This window comes from Streptomyces sp. BV286 (assembly GCF_019090165.1).
Lineage (GTDB): Bacteria > Actinomycetota > Actinomycetes > Streptomycetales > Streptomycetaceae > Streptomyces.
Window position 1 is genome coordinate 1 of the sequence record NZ_JAHRIB010000008.1, and the last position, 18,688, is coordinate 18,688.

At 69.9% G+C, this 18,688-nt stretch carries 15 protein-coding genes and 1 tRNA gene; 7 read left to right on the forward strand and 9 right to left on the reverse strand.

Going from position 1 to position 18,688, the window contains the following annotated elements; translation table 11 throughout:
- On the reverse strand, window positions 1-553 hold a 553-nt coding region (locus KUF83_RS01055; RefSeq protein ID WP_217452565.1), incomplete at its 3' end, for an aromatic amino acid lyase.
- A 248-nt stretch (window positions 554-801) separates the two neighbouring features.
- Here KUF83_RS01055 and KUF83_RS01060 point away from each other — a divergent pair.
- Complete coding sequence (locus tag KUF83_RS01060; RefSeq protein WP_217452659.1) at window positions 802-1,230, forward strand: hypothetical protein; 429 nt, start codon at window positions 802-804, stop codon at window positions 1,228-1,230.
- A gap of 486 nt (window positions 1,231-1,716) precedes the next feature.
- Here KUF83_RS01060 and KUF83_RS01065 read toward each other — a convergent pair whose 3' ends face one another.
- The gene (locus KUF83_RS01065; RefSeq protein WP_217452566.1) at window positions 1,717-3,108 is read right to left on the reverse strand and encodes a cystathionine beta-synthase; all 1,392 of its coding nucleotides are present in this window, start codon (window positions 3,106-3,108) and stop codon (window positions 1,717-1,719) included.
- 147 nt (window positions 3,109-3,255) lie between these two features.
- Here KUF83_RS01065 and KUF83_RS01070 point away from each other — a divergent pair, with 147 nt between their 5' ends.
- From KUF83_RS01070 to KUF83_RS01080, 3 genes are all read left to right on the forward strand, one after another.
- A complete protein-coding gene (locus KUF83_RS01070) occupies window positions 3,256-4,272 on the forward strand; it encodes an SGNH/GDSL hydrolase family protein (RefSeq protein ID WP_217452567.1) in 1,017 nt (338 codons plus the stop codon).
- 520 nt (window positions 4,273-4,792) lie between these two features.
- Window positions 4,793-6,013 carry an acetyl-CoA C-acetyltransferase gene (locus KUF83_RS01075; protein WP_217452568.1) on the forward strand — a complete coding sequence of 407 codons (1,221 nt, stop codon included), beginning with the start codon at window positions 4,793-4,795 and terminating at the stop codon, window positions 6,011-6,013.
- Window positions 6,014-6,314: 301 nt separating this feature from the next.
- Window positions 6,315-7,106, forward strand: a complete 792-nt coding sequence (locus tag KUF83_RS01080; protein ID WP_217452569.1) for a hypothetical protein — start codon at window positions 6,315-6,317, stop codon at window positions 7,104-7,106.
- Window positions 7,107-7,234: 128 nt separating this feature from the next.
- Here KUF83_RS01080 and KUF83_RS01085 read toward each other — a convergent pair whose 3' ends face one another.
- Window positions 7,235-7,546, reverse strand: coding sequence for a hypothetical protein (locus KUF83_RS01085; RefSeq protein WP_217452570.1), 312 nt, complete (start codon window positions 7,544-7,546; stop codon window positions 7,235-7,237).
- Window positions 7,547-7,648: 102 nt separating this feature from the next.
- On the opposite strand from KUF83_RS01085, the gene KUF83_RS01090 reads away from it, so the two are divergent.
- Window positions 7,649-7,879 (forward strand): DUF4287 domain-containing protein, encoded by a 231-nt coding sequence (locus KUF83_RS01090; protein WP_217452571.1) that lies wholly within the window; start codon window positions 7,649-7,651, stop codon window positions 7,877-7,879.
- An 81-nt stretch (window positions 7,880-7,960) separates the two neighbouring features.
- Here KUF83_RS01090 and KUF83_RS01095 read toward each other — a convergent pair whose 3' ends face one another.
- The 3 genes from KUF83_RS01095 to KUF83_RS01105 all read right to left on the reverse strand — a co-directional run bounded on the left by KUF83_RS01095 (window position 7,961) and on the right by KUF83_RS01105 (window position 10,520).
- Window positions 7,961-8,866: a Bax inhibitor-1/YccA family protein gene (locus tag KUF83_RS01095; protein WP_217452572.1), complete on the reverse strand. Its 906-nt coding sequence runs from the start codon at window positions 8,864-8,866 to the stop codon at window positions 7,961-7,963.
- A 184-nt stretch (window positions 8,867-9,050) separates the two neighbouring features.
- On the reverse strand, window positions 9,051-10,226 hold the full coding sequence (locus tag KUF83_RS01100; protein ID WP_217452573.1) for a 4-hydroxybenzoate 3-monooxygenase: 1,176 nt from the start codon (window positions 10,224-10,226) through the stop codon (window positions 9,051-9,053).
- Window positions 10,227-10,437: 211 nt separating this feature from the next.
- Window positions 10,438-10,520, reverse strand: a tRNA-Leu gene (locus KUF83_RS01105).
- A gap of 392 nt (window positions 10,521-10,912) precedes the next feature.
- Here KUF83_RS01105 and KUF83_RS01110 point away from each other — a divergent pair.
- Window positions 10,913-11,683: an ABC transporter ATP-binding protein gene (locus KUF83_RS01110; protein WP_217452574.1), complete on the forward strand. Its 771-nt coding sequence runs from the start codon at window positions 10,913-10,915 to the stop codon at window positions 11,681-11,683.
- 66 nt (window positions 11,684-11,749) lie between these two features.
- A complete protein-coding gene (locus tag KUF83_RS01115; protein WP_217452575.1) occupies window positions 11,750-14,272 on the forward strand; it encodes an ABC transporter permease in 2,523 nt (840 codons plus the stop codon).
- 67 nt (window positions 14,273-14,339) lie between these two features.
- Here KUF83_RS01115 and KUF83_RS01120 read toward each other — a convergent pair whose 3' ends face one another.
- From KUF83_RS01120 to KUF83_RS01130, 3 genes are all read right to left on the reverse strand, one after another.
- Window positions 14,340-15,629, reverse strand: a complete 1,290-nt coding sequence (locus KUF83_RS01120) for a class I SAM-dependent methyltransferase (protein ID WP_217452576.1) — start codon at window positions 15,627-15,629, stop codon at window positions 14,340-14,342.
- Between the two features lie 192 nt (window positions 15,630-15,821).
- Complete coding sequence (locus tag KUF83_RS01125; RefSeq protein ID WP_217452577.1) at window positions 15,822-17,204, reverse strand: NAD(P)/FAD-dependent oxidoreductase; 1,383 nt, start codon at window positions 17,202-17,204, stop codon at window positions 15,822-15,824.
- Window positions 17,205-17,681: 477 nt separating this feature from the next.
- On the reverse strand, window positions 17,682-18,632 hold the full coding sequence (locus tag KUF83_RS01130; protein ID WP_217452578.1) for a Ppx/GppA phosphatase family protein: 951 nt from the start codon (window positions 18,630-18,632) through the stop codon (window positions 17,682-17,684).
- Window positions 18,633-18,688 lie beyond the last annotated feature (56 nt).

Consider the following 18,688-nt stretch of genomic DNA (forward strand, 5'->3'; position numbering starts at 1 on the left):
CGCGCACACCGGTCGGCGCGTCCGCCCCCCGCCAGGGGTGCTCCCCCGCCAGGGCCAGCCCCAGCTGGGCCAGCGCCGCGATGTCCCCGGTCCCCACCGAGCCGAACTCGTTCACGACGGGGTACGCCCCGGTCTCCAGCGCCTCGCACAACGCGGTGACGACGGTGGGGCGCAGGCCCGCCCCGCCCGCGAGGAGCTGGTTGGCGCGCACGGCGAGCATCGCCCGGACCTGCCGCGCGGGCAGCTCGTCCCCGATGGCCCCGGCATGGCTGCGCAGCAGGCGCAGGCCGTGCTCGGCGGCCGCCTCGGTGGGCACGTCCTCGTTCCGGTTGGCGCCGACTCCGGTGGACCGGCCGTACACGCGGCCGGTCGCGGCGATGCGCCGGGCCGCGTCCCAGGACTCCTCGACGCGCTTCATCCCGTCGGCGGCGGGGACGGGCCGCGCGGACCCGTGGGCGAGTCGTACGACGTCGTCGACACACGTGCTGTGGCCGTCCAGCACCACGAGGCCGGTTGCTGCCGCACGCGGCTCGTCCGCATCACGGGACGCCATAGAGCGCACCCCCTTCGGTCCGGGAGACGGTTCCTGCCCGGCGGCCACGGGCAACAGCGTCCGGCACCGCACCATCGACAAGCTATTCACGTACGGAGAACTCTGCATGACTATATGCAGCCGGGCAAGGGACACCCCTGCTCCACGCCGTCCTCTCGGACCCGGTGGGGAACAGCCCAGTGCGGACCGGGGGGCTAACCCCCGTGCCAATAGGGCTCCGGCTCCCTACCTTGGACACCATGACCGGTATGGAAGCCCCCGACGCCGAACTGAAGAAGGAACTCGACGCCACCTTGCACGCACGCAGGGAACTGGGCGAGGAGTACGAGTCCGCACTGATCGACTCGTTCCTGGAAAAGGTCGAGCAGCGCCTGGACGGCACGGTCGACCGCCGCGTGCGCCGCCAGCTCGCGGAACAGCAGATGGCGGTGGCCCGCGACGCACGGTCCCCCAAGGGGTCCTCCGACTCCTGGGGCGAGCGTTTCGGCTTCGGCATCGTCTCCCTCGTCCTCGCGATCCCCCTGTCCGCCATCGGCGGCGGTGTCGCCGAGCTGCCCGGCCTCCTGGTCGCCTGGGCGGGCATCGTGGGGGTCAACGTGGTCCAGGCCGCGCGCCTCTCGCCGGACTTCTTCAGCAAGCGCCGCAAGTCCTCCAAGGACAGCGAGTGGGAGGGATGAGCCGCCCCGAGGCGATGCCGGCGGCCTCCTGCTGAGGGACCACGACGGCGGGCGGCCACGCCCGCGGGAGCAGCGCCGGTCCAGGCGTGACGAAGGGCCCGGTACCAGTCAGGTACCGGGCCCTTCGTGAAGCTTGCGCGGGAACCGCCGCACCCCCGTTGCCGGGGGGCGGGACGACGGCGGTCCCCGCGAGGGACGCGCGCCGGGTCAGGGCCGGGCTTACGCGTCCGTGGCGTCCATGGAGGTCCGGGAGCCGCTCCGGAAGGTCCTTGACGCCGTTTCGGTGCCGGCCCGGACGGGGAGCCTCCCCCAGCGCTGAACGCCTGGGAGGTACCTCCGCCGCCTTGCCGACATCCACCAATCTGCCGTACGCGTGTTAAGCGTGTGCTGCGCGGACGTGACGTGCTCGTACCACTTCCGCGAAGTTCCACCGTGATCGCTCACGCCGCAAGTTCCCCTCCGACGCCAGCAGTTCACCGGAACTTCCTACTGCCGACCACCCTTGGCCAGGAAGGACAGCAGGTCCTGCCGGCTGACGACTCCGGTGGGCTTGCCCTCGACGAGGACGATCGCCGCGTCGGCCCCGCCGAGCACGGTCATCAGGTCGCCGACCGGCTCACCGGAGCCGACCTGGGGCAGCGGCGCCGACATGTGCTTCTCCAGCGGGTCGGAGAGCGAGGCCCGCTGGGTGAACAGGGCGTCGAGCAGCTCCCGTTCGACGACGGAGCCCACGACCTCGGCGGCCATCACGTCCGGGTGACCCGCGCCCGGCTTCACGATCGGCATCTGCGAGACGCCGTACTCGCGCAGCACCTCGATCGCCTCGCCGACCGTCTCGTCCGGGTGCATGTGGACGAGGGACGGGATGGCCCCGTGCACCTTGTCGCTGAGGACGTCGGCGACCCGGGCGCTGGGGCCCTCGTCCTCCAGGAACCCGTAGTCGGCCATCCACTCGTCGTTGAAGATCTTGCTGAGGTAGCCGCGCCCGCTGTCGGGCAGCAGCACGACCACCACATCGTCCGGACCGAGCCGCTCGGCGACGCGCAGCGCGGCCACGACGGCCATGCCGCAGGAGCCGCCGACGAGCAGCCCCTCCTCCTTGGCCAGCCGCCGGGTCATCTGGAAGGAGTCCTTGTCGGACACGGCGACGATCTCGTCGGCGACGGTCCGGTCGTACGCGGTCGGCCAGAAGTCCTCGCCGACGCCCTCCACCAGATACGGCCGCCCGGACCCGCCGGAGTACACGGACCCCTCGGGGTCGGCGCCGACTACCTGGACCTTCCCGTCACTGGCGTCCTTGAGGTAGCGCCCGGTGCCGGAGATGGTGCCGCCGGTCCCCACACCCGTGACGAAGTGGGTGATGCGCCCCTCCGTCTGCTCCCACAGCTCGGGGCCGGTGGAGTGATAGTGCGAGAGGGGATTGTGGGGGTTGGAGTACTGGTCGGGCTTCCAGGCTCCGGGCGTCTCCTTCACGAGCCGGTCGGAGACGTTGTAGTACGAGTCGGGGTGCTCGGGGTCGACGGCGGTGGGGCAGACGACGACCTCGGCCCCGTAGGCCCGCAGCACGTTGATCTTGTCGGTGCTCACCTTGTCGGGGCACACGAAGATGCACTTGTAGCCCTTCTGCTGGGCCACGATGGCGAGGCCCACACCCGTGTTGCCGCTGGTCGGCTCGACGATCGTGCCACCGGGCTGGAGCGCGCCGCTCTTCTCGGCGGCCTCGATCATGCGCACGGCGATGCGGTCCTTCACGGAGCCGCCGGGGTTGAAGTACTCGACCTTCGCGAGGACGGTCGCCTGGATGCCGGCGGTCACGCTGTTGAGCCTCACCAGCGGGGTGTTGCCGACGAGACTGATCATCGAGTCGTGGAATTGCACCGTTGTCTCCGGAGCTGGAAAAGAAGTGGTCGGGGTGGTGCCGTCAGCCTAAGCCCCCTCCTGGGCGTTCACGTCGCGTTGAGATTGGCCGACGGTCTGTACGGGGCAAGGAGTGGGTGTACGGCTAGAAGGAGGTGGCGGCTTCGCATGACGAGTTTGTCGAGAGCGAGGGTGGCACGGCGGATCGCCGCGGGCGCGGCGTACGGCGGCGGCGGGATCGGGCTGCTGGGCGCGGCGACGGTCGGAGTGGTGCTGGCCGAGGTGCAGCTGGCGAAGCGGCAGGTGGGAAACGGGCACAGTCCCCGTCCGCCGAGCGCGGAGGGACTGTACGGGTATGCGTACGCCGGCTCGCAGGTCCCGTTGCGCCTGACGATGCTCGGTGATTCGACGGCGGCCGGGCAGGGCGTGCACCGGGCCCGGCAGACGCCGGGGGCGCTGATCGCGTCCGGGCTCGCCGCAGTGGCGGAACGGCCGGTGCGGCTGCGGAACGTGGCTCTGCCGGGCGCCCAGTCGGACGACCTGGACCGCCAGGTCGTCCTGGCCCTCGGGGACCCGGACGGGGTGCCCGAGGTGTGCGTGATCATGATCGGCGCGAACGACGTGACGCACCGGATGCCACCGACGCGGTCGGTCCGGCACCTTTCGGCGGCGGTTCGCAGACTCCGCACGGCGGGTGCCGAGGTGGTCGTGGGCACCTGTCCCGACCTGGGGTCCATCGAGCCGGTCCAGCAGCCGCTGCGGTGGCTGGCGAAGCGCGCCTCGCGTCAGCTGGCGGCCGCGCAGACCATCGGCACGGTCGAACAGGGCGGGCGGACGGTGTCGCTGGGCGACCTGCTGGGCCCGGAGTTCGCGGCGAACCCGCGGGAGCTGTTCGGCCCCGACAACTACCACCCCTCGGCGGAGGGGTACGCGACGGCGGCGATGGCCGTGCTGCCCACGGTCTGTGCCGCGCTGGGCCTGTGGCCCGCGGACGAGGAGCGCCCGGACGTCTCCCGCCGCGAGGGCTTCCTGCCCGTGGCACGAGCCGCCGCGGAGGCGGCCTCGGAGCCGGGCACGGAGGTGGCGGCCGCGATGCCCACGGGCCCGCGCGGCCCCTGGGCCCTCCTCAAACGCCGCCGCCGCAGGCGCGTCCCAGCCACAGACCCGGCCCCCACATCAGCCTGACCACACACTTCCCCGCTCCCGAAGGGTCGCGGGGAACCGAATGGCGACCAGGGCACGGAACCTGCCCCGCCAGGGGCGCCCGGAACGGCGTGGCGGCCAGGCCGCAGACCCCCGCCCCGTCAGGAGCACAAGGACCCTGCGGCGGCCAAGGCCACGGGCCCCCACCCCCGCCCCGTCAGGGGCGCGAGGAACCCCGCGGTGGTCAAGGCCGCAGGGCCCCCGCCCCGTCAGGGGCGCGGGGAACTGCGCGCCCAGCCCCCACCGAACCCGCAGCCAAATCCCAAGGGGACCGGGGGGCGAACCCCCAGGTGGCCCCCAGACCGAAGCCCAAGGGGGCCTGGGGCGAAGCCCAAGGGGGCCTGGGGGCAAAGCCCCCGGGGCTGGGACATGCAGCGAGGAAAAAGCAAGCGCTTGGAAAGTGCGTCCCGCGTCACACCCCCACCCCCGTGACCCCGCCCATACCTACGGGTAGCTTCCCAGTCAGGTCCGCCTACACCCTCGTAACGCCAATGGAGCCGTGATGCCCGAAGCCGTGATCGTCTCGACCGCCCGCTCCCCCATCGGCCGCGCCTTCAAGGGTTCCCTCAAGGACCTGCGCCCCGACGACCTCACCGCGACCATCATCCAGGCGGCCCTCGCCAAGGTCCCGGAGCTCGACCCGAGGGACATCGACGACCTGATGCTCGGCTGCGGCCTCCCCGGCGGCGAGCAGGGCAACAACCTCGGCCGCATCGTCGCCGTGCAGATGGGCATGGACCACCTCCCCGGCTGCACGATCACCCGTTACTGTTCCTCGTCGCTCCAGACGAGCCGCATGGCCCTGCACGCCATCAAGGCCGGCGAGGGCGACGTCTTCATCTCGGCGGGCGTCGAGCTGGTCTCCCGCTTCACGAAGGGCAACTCCGACAGCCTGCCCGACACGCACAACCCGTTCTTCGCGGAGGCGGAGGCCCGTACCGCGGAGGTCGCCGCGAGCGAGGGCGCCTCCTGGCACGACCCGCGCGAGGACGGCGTCGTCCCGGACGCGTACATCGCGATGGGCCAGACCGCGGAGAACCTCGCCCGTATCAAGGGCGTCACCCGCCAGGACATGGACGAGTTCGGTGTCCGCTCGCAGAACCTCGCCGAGGAAGCCGTCAAGAACGGCTTCTGGGAGCGCGAGATCACCCCGGTGACCACGCCGGACGGCACGGTCGTCAGCAAGGACGACGGCCCGCGCGCCGGCGTCACGCTCGACGGCGTCCAGGGCCTCAAGCCGGTCTTCCGCCCCGACGGCATGGTCACGGCGGCCAACTGCTGCCCCCTCAACGACGGCGCCGCCGCCCTCGTGATCATGTCCGACACGAAGGCCCGCGAGCTCGGCCTGACCCCGCTGGCCCGGATCGTCTCGACCGGTGTCACCGGGCTCTCCCCCGAGATCATGGGCCTCGGCCCGGTGGAGGCGTCGAAGCAGGCCCTCTCCCGCGCCGGTCTGACCGTCGGCGACATCGACCTGTTCGAGATCAACGAGGCGTTCGCCGCCCAGGTGATCCCCTCCTACCGCGACCTGGACATCCCGCTGGAGAAGCTGAACGTGAACGGCGGCGCCATCGCGGTAGGCCACCCCTTCGGCATGACCGGTGCCCGCATCACCGGCACCCTCATCAACTCGCTCCAGTTCCACGACAAGCAGTTCGGCCTGGAGACGATGTGCGTGGGCGGCGGCCAGGGCATGGCGATGGTCATCGAGCGCCTGAGCTAGTACCCGGGAACGCGTCCGAGCCGAAGACCCCGCACAGTAGCGGGAGTTGAACGCACAGTCACCGAAACGACCCGAAGTCCCGTAACCGCAGGGACTCCGGGTCGTTTTGTGATCCAATCTCCCCCAGGATGTGACCTATCTCCCTCCGGAAAGGGATTTACGCAGGTCAGGGCGGTTACGCAACTAAACACCAGGCCGAAAGTCCTGCCCCTTTCGTGACGTTACGCACTGACAGCTGGTTAGTCCGCCCTTCAAGCTGATGTAGGAAGTCGGGGGTCGACTTTGAACCGGGAGTACGTCAGTGAGCACCACGTCTCTTGCTCTGCTGCTCGCCACAGCCACCACCACGGCCGTGGGCGTCGCCGTTCTGCGCACCCTGCTGGCACTGCGCCGGCAGGTGGCCGCCCTGCACACCGAGCTCGCCCGGAGCCGTGCCACGGCCGTACGCGGCCTCGTGCCGGCCGCCCGCGGGACCGCGGACGCCGACGAGATACGCGCGGCGGTCGCCGAGGCGCTCGCCGAGGAGCGCGAGCGTGAGCTCGCCGAGGCCCGGGCGTTCTGGGCCGCCCAGGAGGCGCGTGACGTCACCGACGCGCCGACCCTGCTCGGTCTGCCCGACAGTGAGCTGTTCCTGCCCCGTCAGTCGGACTTCGCGGGTCTCGAACACCTGGAGCCGGTGACCGAGCCCGCCGCCGACGCCGACGAGTTCGCCGGGGACTCCCCCGAACTGGCCGCGGCCCGCCGGCGCCACCCCTCGCACCCCGACTTCGTACCGGTCCAGTCACCCGTGGCGAACGACCACGAACGTACGGTGGCCTGCCTGGAGGACCTCGCCGACTCCCGCACGGAGCTGGCGGACGTCCGTCCCGGCCCGCTCGGCACCCTCGACGTGTACGTCTTCGCCGACGGCACCACGCTCTGCATGACCCCGGGCCATCGTGAGACCGCCGAACGCCTCGCCGAGTCGCTGCGGACCGGCCACCCGCCGGTCCTGCTCGGCGGCTCGGGGGTCTCGGGCGCCTACGCCCTCACCTTCGAGTGCGGCGAGGAGAGCGTCTACGTCCTGGCGGACAGGGTCATAGCCTCGCTGTAGGGGTCAGGTCACGGCCTCGTCGTGACGGCACGCCCCGGCAGAAAGCGCCCCCTTCGAGGGGCGCTTTTTCATGCCGTCCGCGGCTCCGCCGCGTGGGCGCGACCGGCCACGGCCGGACCACGCACCCTTCAGATCCCCGCCCTCTTCTGCGCCTCCTCCACGAGGTTCACCGCCTCCATGACCTCGTCCTCGGCCGTCAGCACCTCGGCAAGATCGTTCCCGGCCACGGTGACCTGGTCCGCCGCGGCGAACATCCCCGCGTCGGGCATCTGGCGGGGGTCACGCGAGGGGTCCTCCAGCCGCTGGGCACGCAGTGACAAATCCCTGGCCAGCTCCAGCGCCTCGGCGGCGGCTCCCCGCTGCAGCCGGCTCTGCGGAGCGGCGCGCAACCGGTCGGCGAAATGTTCCACGGCCCGCGTCAAAGGCGTCGTATCAAGCACGCGCCGACCCTACGCGCCTCATCTGGACTGTTGCCAACGGGCCGACCCTCAGGCACGGTGACTTGAAGGACCGGCTTACATCCCATGCGTCCGGAGGCGCCGATGTCCCAAGTCTTCTCCGCGGAGACCCATCGCAATCTGCTCGCCCGCATCCCCCACTGCACCGGTCGTGAGATCTCCGACTGGCTGCGCACCGTCGACGAAGGCCCCGCTCTCTTCCGCTTCGAGGAGAAGGTCAGCTGGCTCCGCGCCGAGCACGACCTCGCGTACGGCCACGCCAAGGCAATCATCCACGAGTACGACCTGAGGAGGGCCGCGCGCAAACTGCTCTGAGCGGTTTCGCTCACCTCCTTCACCCGAAAATACCGAAGGGCCCGCGAACCTTGGTTCGCGGGCCCTTCGATCGTGGGTTCGCTAGTCGTTGCCGCTGAAGATGGCGACCAGACGCAGCATCTCCAGGTAGATCCACACGAGGCTCATGGTCAGGCCGAACGCGGCCAGCCAGGCTTCCTCGCGCGGCGCGCCGTAGGCGATGCCGTCCTCGATCTGCTTGAAGTCGAGCGTCAGGAAGAACGCGCCCAGGACGATCGCGAGGATACCCACGATCGCGCCCAGCGGGCCCATGCTGCGCAGGCCACCGTCATCGGCGACACCGAAGACGACCAGCAGCAGGTTGACCGCCATGACCAGCACGAAGGCGATCGCGATGGCCATACCGATGCGCGCGTACCGGGCGGTGACGCGGATCCAGCCCGCCTTGTAGATCAGCAGGGTGGCGCCGGACACCGCCATGGTGCCGAGCACGGCCTGGAAGGGCGCTCCGCTCCACCGGCTGTTGAACATCTCGCTGATCACGCCGAGGAAGACACCCTCGAAGGCGGCGTACGCCAGGATCAGCGCGGGCGAGGCCTTGCGCTTGAACGACTGCACCAGCGCGAAGACCATCGCGATGAGTGCTGAGCCGATGGCCAGGCCGAAGCTGCTCGACGTGACCGGCAGCAGGACCCAGGCGAGGACGGCGCCGACGGTGACGGTGCCGAGCGTCATGGCCGTACGCGCGACGACGTCGTCCATCGTCATGCGGCCGGCGGCGGGCGGGGCCTGCGGCGGTGCGCCGTGCTGCAGGTCCTGCGGGGCGTACGGGTTCTGAGCGTAAGGATTCTGCGCGTACGGGCTGCCGCCCTGCGGGGCGCCCTGCGCGTACGGGTTTCCCTGCGTTCCGACAGCGGGGCCCCCGGCCTGCGGCTGGGCGTTGAAGCCCGCGTGGCCGTTGTCGCGGCTGAACCCCCGTCGCGAGAAGACCGGGTTGCTGCTCCTCATTTCACTCCTCCATAGCCACCGTGCGTGGCCTTGGCTCAAGAGTAATGGGTAGGCAAAAGAAAGCCTCTAGTGCCTGGGGAGGATCTTTCCCCTCTTGTGACCGGGAACACCAGGGTTCGACCTGGCATTCCCCGCACCGTTACAACGCCGGTACGGACCCCTCCGGTTCCCCCGTCCGTGGCTTTCAGTCGAGGGCGAAGCCGGTGTACCCCTCGGCGAGGTCCTGCTCGGCGCCGTGCGCGGAGGCGAGCCGCTCCAGCCGGGCCAGCTGGATACGGTCGTCGAAGGGCGTCGCGTCGGGCGAGCGGTGCAGCAGGGTCGTCATCTCGTACGAGAACCGCTCGGCCTGCCACACCCGCCGCAGGCAGGTCTCGGAGTAGGCGTCGAGGAGCTCGCCGGACCCGGTCTCCCTCTCGTGCGCCAGCGCCCGCGCGAAGGTCACGATGTCCCCCACCGCGAGGTTCAGCCCCTTGGCGCCCGTCGGCGGCACGATGTGGGCGGCGTCACCGGCCAGGAAGAGCCGCCCGTGACGCATCGGCTCGTGCACGTGGCTGCGCATGGGGGTGACGGACTTGGCGGTGACGGGACCCCTGCGGAGCCGCCAGTCGTCGTCGGTCTCGAACCGGCGCTCCAGTTCGTCCCAGATCTCCTCGTCGCCCCACTCCTGCGCGTCCGTGCCCTCGGGCACCTGGAGGTAGAGCCGGGAGACGGTCGGCGAGCGCATGGACAGCAGGGCGAAACCGCGGTCGTGGCGGGCGTAGACGAGCTCGTCGTGCGAGGGGGGCACGTCGGCGAGGATCCCCAGCCAGCCGAAGGGGTAGGTCCGCTCGAAGACCCGTGTGAGCTCCTCGGGGATCGCCTTGCGGGCCACACCCCAGAAGCCGTCGCACCCGACGACGTACGCGCACTCCAGGACGTCCTCGCGCCCCTCGTGCCTGAAGCGCACCCGGGGGCGGTCGGTGTCGGCCCCCTCGACGGCCAGCGCCTCCGCCTCGAAGAGCACCGGTCCGCCCTCCTTGAGCTGGAGCGCGATGAGGTCCTTGCACACCTCGGTCTGGGCGTAGACCATGACGGACCGCCCACCGGTGAGCGCGGGGAAGTCGATCCGGTGGCGCCTGCGCGCGAACCGCAGCTCGATGCCGTCGTGGCGCAGACCCTCCCGGTCCATGCGCTCGCCGACGCCCGCGGCCCGCAGCACGTCCACGGTCCCCTGCTCCAGGATCCCGGCGCGCTGCCGCTGCTCCACGTACGCCCGGTCGCGGCTCTCCAGTACGACGGAGTCGATCCCCGCGTTGTGCAGCAGCCTCGCCAGCAGCAGGCCGGCCGGTCCGGCTCCGATGATCCCGACGGTGGTACGCATCGACACGCTCCTTCGCGCTCCGACGACCCCGGTGAGCGCCGCCAGCGTTGTTCGCTGAGTGAAGTTTTATTCACCACTTCGCTCACGTGAGTTTCCGACGGGTGGGGCCCGCTGTCAACGGTCACGCGGTGAAGTCTTCAATGAAGGATGCATCCTTCATCACGAGGTGCCGTGAGACGCCGGAGACGCCGGGGAACGGAAGTGTCGGAGGTGCCCGGAACCGGACTTGAACCGGTACGCCCGCGAGGGGCAGCGAGGTTTAAGCTCGCCGTGTCTGCATTCCACCATCCGGGCAGGCCATGGGCTCCGCGTCGAGTGATCCGAGCCTATCGGGACAGATCCCCCGAACAGCGGAAGGTCGGACCGATGTTGTCTTATTTTATTGACGTCTGAGGGTGCATCAGCCCACGGTACGAGCCATCCGCACTTGCCACATGCCCTTCGACCAACGTCGGACGGCTTATGTGGAATGACGTGATTTCACCGCCCGAACGAGCGGAACCTGACGAACCGTCGCCCATTCCCCCTCAGGGGTGGGTGTCATCCCCAGGTATGACACAGCGTCGCGCGGTCCGACCCGAGTCGCCCCTCGGAACCGGAACAGCGGGTGACTACACGGCGCGGATCGGCACCGACGATGGAACCAGTCGTCCACTCGTCGTCGTACCGACAAGGAGCACCCTTCCGTGACCACCACTCCCCTCGCCGACCGGACCACCCTGGTCGCCGCCCGCGCCACGGAACTGTCGAAGGTCTACGGACAGGGAGAGACCCAGGTGGTCGCTCTGGACCGGGTCTCCGTCGACTTCCGGCAGGCCGAGTTCACCGCGATCATGGGTCCCTCGGGCTCCGGCAAGTCCACGCTGATGCACTGCGTCGCGGGACTGGACTCCTTCTCCTCCGGCTCGGTCCGCATCGGTGACACCGAGCTCGGCTCCCTCAAGGACAAGCAGCTGACCAAGCTGCGCCGGGACAAGATCGGCTTCATCTTCCAGGCGTTCAACCTCCTGCCGACCCTCACCGCCCTGGAGAACATCACCCTCCCCATGGACATCGCGGGCCGCAAGCCGGACAAGGAGTGGCTGAACAGGGTGATCGGCATGGTGGGCCTGGCCGACCGGCTCTCCCACCGTCCCACCGAGCTCTCCGGCGGACAGCAGCAGCGCGTCGCCGTGGCCCGTGCGCTGGCGTCCCGCCCGGACATCATCTTCGGCGACGAGCCCACCGGAAACCTGGACTCGCGCTCGGGCGCCGAGGTGCTGGGCTTCCTCCGCAACTCCGTACGGGAGATGGGGCAGACCGTCGTCATGGTCACCCACGACCCGGTGGCCGCGGCGTACGCGGACCGCGTGATCTTCCTGGCCGACGGGCGGATCGTCGACGAGATGCTCTCGCCGACCGCCGACGGCGTCCTCGACCGGATGAAGGACTTCGACGCCAAGGGCCGTACGAGCTAGCCGCCACCGCGCCCTCGCACCCCGCCGCGTCTCGTCCCGCCTCCTCCTCCACCAGGACAGAAACCCATGTTCCGTACCGCCCTGCGCAACGTCCTCGCGCACAAGGCCAGGCTGTTGATGACCGTGCTCGCCGTCATGCTCGGCGTCGCCTTCGTCTCCGGCACCCTGGTCTTCACCGACACCTTCGGCAATGCCTACAAGAACAAGTCGGCGAAGAGCTTCGACCACGTCTCGGTCGCCATCCAGCCCGAAGGCGGCTCCTACGAGTCCGGTGACGACGGCGAGGCCAAGAAGCCGCCGCGGCTGACCGACGCCCTCCTGAAGAAGACCCAGGACCTGCCCGGTGCCGACTCGGCGATCGGCGGCGTCATGGACTTCACCGCACTCGCCGACAAGGACGGCAAGCTCGTCGGCGGCGACTGGGGAACCTCCGGTGCCAACTACTACCCCGGCAAGGACGGCAAGGACCCCCGCTACGACTTCACCGAGGGCGCGGCACCCAAGTCCGCCGGTGACATCGCGCTCGACTCCAGGACCGCCGGACGCACCGGCTACAAGGTCGGTGACACGGTCCGCTACTCCACCGACGGACCGGTGCGGACGGCGAAGATCAGCGGCGTCTTCGACACCGAGGACGGCAGCGTCCTCGCGGGCGGCAGCCTGGTGGTGTTCGACAACGACACCGCCATGAAGGTCCTCGGCAAGAGCCAGTACGACGAGATCGACGTGAAGGCCGCCGCGGGCACCTCCGAGACGGCGCTGAAGAGCTCGGTCGAGAAGATCCTGCCGAAGGAGACGGTGGCCCTCTCCGGTGCCCAGCTCTCCGCCGACCAGGAGGCGATGATCGAGGAGCAGACCAAGGCGATGAGCCAGGTCCTGCTCATCTTCGCGGGAATCGCCCTGTTCGTCGGCATCTTCATCATCGCCAACACCTTCACCATGCTGGTCGCCCAGCGCACCAGGGAACTGGCCCTGATGCGCGCCGTCGGCGCCTCGCGCCGCCAGGTGACGCGCTCCGTGCTCATCGAGGCGTTCCTCGTGGGCCTGGCGGCCGCGGTGACCGGTTTCGCGCTCGGCATCGGCGTGGCCATGGGCCTGGAGTCCCTGATGAACTCCGCGGGCGCCTCCCTGCCCGACGGGCCGCTCGTCATCGCCCCGACCACGATCGTCGTCGCGCTGGTCATCGGTGTGGTCGTGACCATGCTGGCCGCCTGGCTGCCGGGCCGCCGCGCCGCGAAGATCCCGCCGGTCGCCGCGATGAACAGTGTCCACGCGACGCCGACCACGCGCGGTCTCGTAGTCCGCAACACCCTGGGCTCGGTCATCGTCGCCCTCGGCGCGGTCATGCTGTTCATGGACGACAACTACGTGAAGGCCGGCGGCGCCGGAGTGATCCTCGTCGGGGTCATCGTCCTCACGCCGCTCCTGTCGCGCCCGTTCATCGCCGCGTCGGCCCCGCTCCTGAAGCCGTTCGGCGTCACGGGCAAGCTGTCCCGGCTCAACGCGGTGCGCAACCCGCGCCGTACGGCCTCCACCGCCTCGGCCCTGATGATCGGCCTGACCCTCATCACGGCGATGACGGTGGTCGCGACCTCCATGGGCAGCGCCATCAACAAGATGGCCTCGGACTCCCTGAAGGCCGACTACACCGTCTCCATGGCGAACTACCAGCCGCTGGCCCCAGAGGTCCGCGAGAAGCTGGACAAGCTCCCCGACGTCGAGGCGAGCAGCCCGTTGCGCCCGGCCTACGGCGAGCTCGGCGACTCGTACATCGAGGTCTCCGGCGTCGACGAGAAGGCCTTCGGCCAGCTGGTGAACCTCGACTTCACCAGCGGCTCCCTCGCGAACCTGACCGGCGCCTCCACGCTGGTCGACAAGGAGACCGCGGACGACGAGGGCCTGAAGACGGGTGACACCGTCCCGGTGAAGTTCGACGACGGCGAGACGGCCCGGCTGAAGGTCGCCGGCGTCTACGAGCAGAACGAGATGCTCAACGGTCTGTTCGCGCCGCTCGCCGTGGTCGACCCGCACCTGTCGAAGGTCACCGACCAGCAGGTCATGGTGAAGATGAAGGACGGTGTCTCCGACCGGGCCGAGGACGCCATCGTCAAGGCCCTGGGCGACAACCCCGCCATCAAGATCCAGGACAAGAACGCGATCAACAACGAGATCGCCGGCGCGATCAACCTGATGCTGAACATGCTCTACGGCCTGCTGGCGATGGCCATCCTGATCGCGGTCCTCGGTGTCATCAACACCCTGGCCATGTCGGTCTTCGAGCGGAAGCACGAGATCGGCATGATGCGGGCCATCGGTCTCGACCGTGCGAAGGTCAAGCAGATGGTGCGCCTGGAGGCGATCATCATCTCCCTGTTCGGCGCGGTGCTCGGCATCGGTCTGGGCCTGTTCATGGGCTGGGTGGCGGGCGACAGCATCTCCGGCACGGTGACGACGTACACCATGGAGATCCCGTTCGGCCGGATCGCCGTCTTCCTCTGCATCGCGGGCCTGGTCGGCGTCCTCGCGGCGATGTGGCCGGCGCGCAGCGCGGCGAAGCTGAACCCGCTGATGGCGATCAAGAGCGAGTAGTTCCTCGCGGTACGCACAGGAGCGGGGCCCCGGACGAGCGTCGTCCGGGGCCCCACTCACGTACGGCCTACCGCCAGGAGCGGGCGCGCAGCGGCATCCCCGAGGTGCCGGTGTCCGGGGTCTTCACCGCCAGCACCTGGTTCACGCCGATGCGGTTGCGCTCGAAGGCGAGCGCCGAGGCGGCCATGTAGAGGCGCCAGACGCGGGCCCGGCCGGGGCTGGTGAGACGGACCGCGGCCGGCCAGTCGGCCTCCAGGTTGGCCACCCACCGGCGCAGCGTCAGTCCGTAGTGCTCACGGATCGACTCGACGTCACGGACCTCGAACCCGGCGTTCTCCAACTGGCTCACGGTCCCGCCGACCGGCTCCAGTTCCCCGTCCGGGAAGACGTACCTGTCCATGAACGCGTCGAGTTCGTACCCCGACTCGTCCCGCCACGGGCGGCGCCCGATCTGGTGGTTCAGGAGCCGCCCGCCCGGCCCGAGGAGACCGAACAGCACCCGGGCGTACTCCAGGTAGCGCTCGCTGCCGACGTGTTCGGCCATCCCCACGGAGGAGATCGCGTCGTAGGGCCCGTCCGTGACGTCGCGGTAGTCCTGGACACGGATCTCGACCCGGTCGGTAAGCCCCTCCTCGGCGACGCGCTTGCGGGCGTACGCGGCCTGCTCCTGCGACAGGGTCACGCCGACGACGCTCACGCCGTGCTCGCGGGCCGCGTGGACCGCCATGGAGCCCCAGCCGCAGCCCACGTCGAGCAGCCGCATGCCCGGCCTCAGGTCCAGCTTGCGGGCGATGAGCCCGAGCTTGTCGCGCTGGGCGTCCTCCAGGGTGCCGTCCGGGGACTCCCAGTAGGCGCACGAGTAGACCATGGACGGTCCGAGGACGATCTCGTAGAAGTCGTTGCCGACGTCGTAGTGGTGGCTGATCGCGCGTCTGTCACTGCGCTTGGTGTGCAGATGGGAGCGTCCGCGGACCTCCTCGCGGGGCGGGGCGGGCGGCAGCGGCGACCCCGCCATCCGGACGAGCCCGCGCACGGCGGCCCGTACGCCGGGATCCCGCAGGGCCTCCCGCAGGCTCCTGGTGTCCTCGCCGCGCTCCCACACCAGCCCGGCCACCACCTCCAGAACGGCGTACAGGTCGCCGTCCACCGTCAGGTCCCCGGCGACCCATGCTCTGGCCAGTCCCAACTCTCCGGGTTTCCACAGAAGTCGGCGCAGGGCACGCCGGTTCCGAACGACGAGCACGGGGGTGCCCTGCGGTCCTGATTCCGAGCCGTCCCAGGCACGGATCCGGACCGGGAGCGGGGCTCCCAGCAACTGCTCTGTCAGCGCCTTGAGCCGCAGCGCCGCGTCCTGCATGAGGCACACCTCCGTGACGAGGAATCCCACAGACTCCAACACCACGTAAACACCAACGGGCCCGGAGCGCAGTCCCGCCAAAGGGTTATGTCTGCGCAAAAGGGCGTGTCGCCGCTCCCGGAAACGCCGAAGGGGCCCCCGCACCACGGATGGCGGGGACCCCTTCGGGACAGGCGTGCGGCGACCGGAGGGTCAGGAGGCCTTGGCCCTCTCCTCCGTCTTCGCGACGGCAGGAGCGGGCGCGGGCTTGGCGGCCTCGTAGAACTCCTCGCGAGGAGTCTCCATGGCGCCGAGCGAGACGACCTCACGCTTGAGGAACACGGCCAGCGTCCAGTCGGCGAAGACCCGGATCTTCCGGTTCCAGGTCGGCATGGCCAGCCCGTGGTAACCACGGTGCATGTACCAGGCCAGCCGCCCCTTGAGCTTGATCTTCATCTTGCCCATGACGATCATCGCGACGCCCTTGTGCAGGCCGAGACCGGCGACCGCACCCTTGTTGGCGTGGCTGTACTCCTTCTGCGGGAAGCCCCGCATACCGGAGATCACGTTGTCGCCGAGGACCCGCGCCTGACGCAGCGCGTGCTGGGCGTTCGGCGGGCACCAGGCGTTCTCGTTGCCGGCCTTGCGGCCGACGAGGTCCGGCACCTGCGCGTTGTCGCCGGCGGCCCAGACGTAGTCCGTGCCCTGCACCTGGAGCGTGGTCCGCGTGTCCACGTGACCGCGCGGGCCGAGCGGCAGACCGAAGCGGGAGAGCACCGGGTTGGGCTTGACGCCGGCCGTCCACACGATGGTGCTGGAGTCGACCTCCAGGCCGTTCTTCAGGACCACGTGGCCGTCGACGCAGGAGTCCATGGAGGTGGAGAGGTAGACCTCGACCCCACGTCCTTCGAGGTGCTCCTTGCCGTACTGGCCGAGCTTCGGGCCGACCTCGGGAAGGATCTTGTCCGCGGCGTCGACGAGGATGAAGCGCATGTCCTCGCGGGACACGCTGGTGTAGTACTTGGCCGCGTCGCGGGCCATGTCCTCGACCTCACCGATGGTCTCCGCGCCCGCGAAGCCACCGCCGACGAAGACGAAGGTCAGCGCCTTGCGCCGGACCTCTTCGTCCGTCGTGGAGTCAGCCTTGTCGAGCTGCTCCAGCACGTGGTTGCGCAGGCCGATGGCCTCCTCGATGCCCTTCATGCCGATGCCCTGCTCGGCGAGGCCGGGGATCGGGAAGGTGCGGGAGACCGCGCCCATCGCGATGACGAGGTAGTCGAAAGGCAGCTCGTACGCCTCGCCCACGAGGGGGGAGATCGTGGCGACCTTGCGGTCCTGGTCGATGGTGGTGACCCGGCCGGTGAGGACTTCCGCCTTCGGCAGTACGCGTCGCAGCGGGACGACGACGTGCCGGGGCGAGATGCTGCCGGCTGCGGCTTCGGGGAGGAAGGGCTGGTAGGTCATGTACGACCGGGGGTCGACGACCGTGACGGTCGCCTCGCCGTAGCGCATCTTCTTGAGGATGCGCCGAGCTGCGTACAGGCCTACGTACCCACCGCCTACTACGAGGATCCTGGGACGCTCCGTGGTGCTCATGCCATCGAGTATCCACCCGCCTCAGGGGGGTCGCTCGTGCGCCCCTTCACAAGCTCCTTCACACCATCTGCTACACTCCGCCGCCCACGTGACCCAGGTCATGCATCAGCAGGGGAACCAGCGCCCGGTTCGGGCCGTTGTCAATGCCGCGTGAGCTGCCGCTCCGCCTCTTCGAACCCCCTGAACCACTCCCCTTTTTCATACGATCGCAGCACCCGCGGAACGCCCTGTTGATCATGCTCCGGGCCCGCCCGCGCCACCCATGGGGCCTACGGGGGTGAAAACATCGCCCATCAGGGCCGATTCTCTTGTGAAGAACTTCACGAAGTTTTCCGACGGGGTGTTGCCGGGGGCGTCCGGAAGGGCTCTCAAGGCCTTCCGGAGGCGCTCATACGTTATCCGACCTGCTCAGCCGAGGCTACCAACGGGTAGCAAAGAGGGCCCGGCTCGGGCCCGCTGACGCCCACCGAGACCTGCTCAGGCCCCTGCGGCGACGGACCAGGCGATGCCGTCGAGGATGTCGTGCTCGCTCACGACGACCTCGTGCGCGCCGGTCCTCTCCATGACCGCGAGCAGGACGAGGGCGCCCGCCCCGATGACGTCGACGCGCCCCGGGTGCATCGAGGGGATCGCGGCCCGCTCGGTGTGCGTGGAGGCGAGCAGCCCCTCGGTGATCTCGCGGACGCGGTCGAGGGAGACCCGGGAGTGGTGGATGGCCTCGGAGTCGTACTCCGGAAGGTCCTGGGCGATCGCCGAGACGGTGGTGACGGATCCGGCGAGGCCGACGAGGGTGCGGGCCTCGCGCAGGGGCACGGTCTCCTCGGCGAGGTCGAGGGCCGCCTCGATGTCCGCGCGGATCGCCCGGATCTGCTCCTGGGTCGGCGGGTCGGTGACCACCCCGTCCCGGACGAGGTGCCGTTCCGTCATCCGTACGCAGCCGATGTCCACCGAGCGGGCGCCCCGCACGTGGTCGTCGCCCACGACGAACTCGGTGGAGCCGCCGCCGATGTCGACCACGAGGTAGGGCCTGGCGAGGTCGTCGCGGCCCGTCAGCTCCTTGGTGGCGCCCGTGAACGAGAACTCGGCCTCCTGGTCGCCGGAGATGACCTCGGGCTCCACTCCCAGGATGTCGAGGACACCGCGGACGAACTCGTCCCGGTTCTCGGCGTCCCGGGAGGCCGAGGTCGCCACGAAGCGCAGCCGCTGCGCGCCGTGCTCCTTGATGACCGCCGCGTACTCCCGGCAGGCCGCGAAGGTGCGCTCCAGGGCCTCGGGGGCGAGCCGTCCCGTCCGGTCGACGCCCTGCCCGAGCCGGACGATCGTCATCCGCCGGTCCAGATCGACGAGTTCACCGGTCGCCGGGTCCGCGTCCGCGACGAGCAGCCGGATGGAGTTGGTACCGCAGTCGACGGCAGCGACGCGTGTCATGACGTGGTCTCCTGTTGCGATCGTTCGTCCCTGTCGAGGGCTCCGCCCCGGACCCC